Below are 508 nucleotides of genomic sequence, written 5' to 3'. Positions count from 1 at the left end.
GGGACTGGATGGCCAGGGCCTGCTCGCGATTCGCCTCGAGTGCCTCGGCCCACAGATCCAGCGTCCTGGCGTAGTGCAGCTGCAGCAGTTGCACCCGCTCGATCGAGAAGCCCGCCGCCTCGCCGAACTTGAAAATGTCTTCCTGTGCCGGCAGCTGTCCACCCGGAAAGATTTCCTGGCCGATGAATCGCATGAAGCGTAAATCGCTCATGGTGATCGAGACACCACGTTCATGCTGCTGTTGCTGCGAGTAGGCCAGAATCGTGTGCAGAAGCATCCGGCCATCACCGGGAAGAATGTCGTAGGCGCGTTCGAAGAATGCGGGATAGCGCTCCATCTTGAATGCCTCGAAGGCCCCGATGGAGACGATCCGGTCGACCTTGTCCTCGAACTCTTCCCAGCCCTGCAGGCGCACCTCGATGTTGCGATTCGTCGGCAGTCCGGCCAGCTTGTTCCTGCTGTACTCAAACTGGTTGCGGCTCAGCGTAATTCCGATGACGTTGACGTC

1 protein-coding gene is annotated in these 508 nt (G+C 59.6%); it reads right to left on the bottom strand.

The features are described 5' to 3' along the window. On the bottom strand, positions 1-508 hold a 508-nt coding region (locus tag A5652_RS10585), incomplete at both ends, for a class I SAM-dependent methyltransferase (RefSeq protein ID WP_197513900.1).

Source organism: Mycobacterium sp. 1165178.9 (assembly GCF_001673555.1).
Taxonomy (GTDB): Bacteria; Actinomycetota; Actinomycetes; order Mycobacteriales; family Mycobacteriaceae; genus Mycobacterium.
The sequence above is the reverse complement of the archived record's forward strand: the minus strand, read 5'-3'. Positions and strand labels throughout refer to the sequence as shown.